A 2,218-nucleotide genomic window follows, 5' to 3' on the forward strand; every position below is an offset into this window, starting at 1 on the left:
GCCGACGAGATCCTCGCCGCCGTCAAACGCTTCTGCCAGAAAACAATGAAGCGAACTTCGGATTCAGGTGACTAGACCTGATACGCGTCTATCGAGGCGACCCGATCGCGGCACTCGATGCATCGCTTGCCGAGGACCCGGAGTTTGGCGGCGCCTGGGCAGCCCGTGCCGGCCTGCTGGTGCAGCAGACGGACAAGGCCTACGCAGATGAAGCGGCCCGCAGCATACGCGCGGGGCTGGCAGCCAATCTCAACGACCGTGATCGAACGCATTTGCAGGCGGCGCAGGAGTGGAACGAAGGCTGTTTCCACAAGGGCACCGCGCGGCTCGGGTTTCTTGCCCGCGAAAACCCCCGTGACTTGTTGGCGCTCCAATATGCCCATGTGGGATGCTTCTTGCTCGGCACGCAGCATGAGCTTCGTGATTGGCCGTTGCAGATATTGCGCGCGTTCGGCCCTGGGGACGATGGTCGCAGTTACGTGCTCGGAATGGCCGCGTTTGGGCTTGAGGAGTGCGGCGACTATGGCCGCGCCGAACAATATGGCCGCGAAGCAGCGGAAATCGATCCGCGCGATGGATGGGCCGTGCATGCCGTGGCGCACGTTCACGAAATGCGCGGCGACCTTGACCAGGGAATTCCATGGCTCGCCGATAATGCTCAGTCGTGGGCGCCGGAAAGCGGTTTCGCCTATCACAACTGGTGGCACCTCGCGCTGCTCCACCTCGATCGGGGTGATGTACCCGAGGTCTTGAGGTACTACGACGAGCAAGTGCGTCCCGATCCGCATGCGCAAGTCTTGCTCGAATGGATCGATGCATCGGCGCTGCTCTGGCGGCTCAGGATTGAAGACATCGACACGGGCGATCGCTTCGCCAGTCTTGCCGATTGCTGGGAACGAGCAGCAGCGGATGGCATCTATGCCTTTAACGACCTTCACGCGGTCATGGCGTTTCTTGGCGCGGGGCGCTTGGATAGCGTGGACCGAACGCTGCGAACGATGCGCCGGGTAGCAGGCGAGCCGGGTGACAACGGGTTCATGACCCGCTCCGTGGGATTACCGCTTGCAGAGGCATTGATCGATTTCGACGCCGGTCGATATGGCGAATGCGCCGAGAAGATCGCGGCAGTTCGCGGTGTCGCTCAGCGATTCGGCGGCAGCCATGCACAGCGAGACATCCTCTCGCTTACCGCGCTGCATGCCGCTCTGCGTGAGGGTATGGCAGATCTGGCGCAATCCTTTGCTGCCGAACGACTGGCGCACAAACCGCACAGCCCCTGGGCCCAGCGCCTTGGCGTCCGTGCGGAAAACCTGCGCAAGCAGCGGCATGCGGCGTAAGCAAAAGCAAACTGCGGTCGTAGCGATTGACCCGGCGAACCACCTGTGAGTGCCCGGAGCTGGCCTTCTTTTTCCTGAAGGCTGTGAACCGCGCCCACGAGAGGCCCATCAATGCTAATCCGCAAGCGAACATTAGACTCGATTTCAGGAACCATGAGAATGTCATGGCTCCTGCAACGTGAATATGAACAGCTGGCAGGTTTTAGACCGAAAAAACTTCACCGCGAATAACCGCTCTGTCGGTGGCTGTAGACACGACGTCAATTTCCTCCGGACCGGAGGCTATGCGACTAGAGCCGGTCGTTTCCATCTGCAACGGCGAGGGGCCGGTCACGCTTCGTAACCTGCCATGGATCGAGGCTTTATGCGGCCTCCCCGCTCAGTTGCGCTTCCGCACAAATTCCGCGCGCAGTACCAAGCCCTTGATGGTATCAAAACGGCAGTCAATTTCCTGGGCGTCGCCGGTCAAGCGGATGGATTTGATCAGCGTGCCGCGTTTCAGCGTCTGCCCTGCGCCCTTTACATCAAGGTCTTTGATGAGGGTCACCTGGTCACCATCGGCGAGCAGATTACCGACCGAATCGCGCACTTCAACCCGGCCCGCCGCCGCCCGGCGTTCGGCCAGGTCGGTCGCGCTCATCCATTCACCCGATTCCTCATCATAGACATAATCGTCGTCACTCATGGCTTGCTCCGCCCAGTTGATGTCCGTCACGCTGCAGGTGAACGAACGGAAGCTGCAGCGCAAGGGGGTCGGGTCGTTGAACGACAGCTATGTCAGCGCTGTCCCCCTTCCGCTTGCATAACTAGTCACCCGGAACTGTAATCCACCTCATTGATTCACGCCTCTTTGAGGAGATGAACAATGCTAGGTCGGCAGG

At 60.4% G+C, this 2,218-nt stretch carries 2 protein-coding genes; one reads left to right on the plus strand and one right to left on the minus strand.

Annotated features, from left to right (window positions below; all coding sequences use genetic code 11):
• The first annotated feature begins 179 nt into the window (after positions 1 to 179).
• A complete protein-coding gene (locus tag L3X40_RS21625) occupies positions 180 to 1,337 on the plus strand; it encodes a tetratricopeptide repeat protein (protein WP_237367394.1) in 1,158 nt (385 codons plus the stop codon).
• Positions 1,338 to 1,716: 379 nt separating this feature from the next.
• Here the strand turns inward: L3X40_RS21625 and L3X40_RS21630 are convergent, their stop codons facing one another.
• On the minus strand, positions 1,717 to 2,022 hold the full coding sequence (locus L3X40_RS21630) for an alkylphosphonate utilization protein (protein ID WP_237367395.1): 306 nt from the start codon (positions 2,020 to 2,022) through the stop codon (positions 1,717 to 1,719).
• Between the last annotated feature and the right edge of the window lie 196 nt (positions 2,023 to 2,218).

Source organism: Rhizorhapis sp. SPR117, from assembly GCF_021742065.1.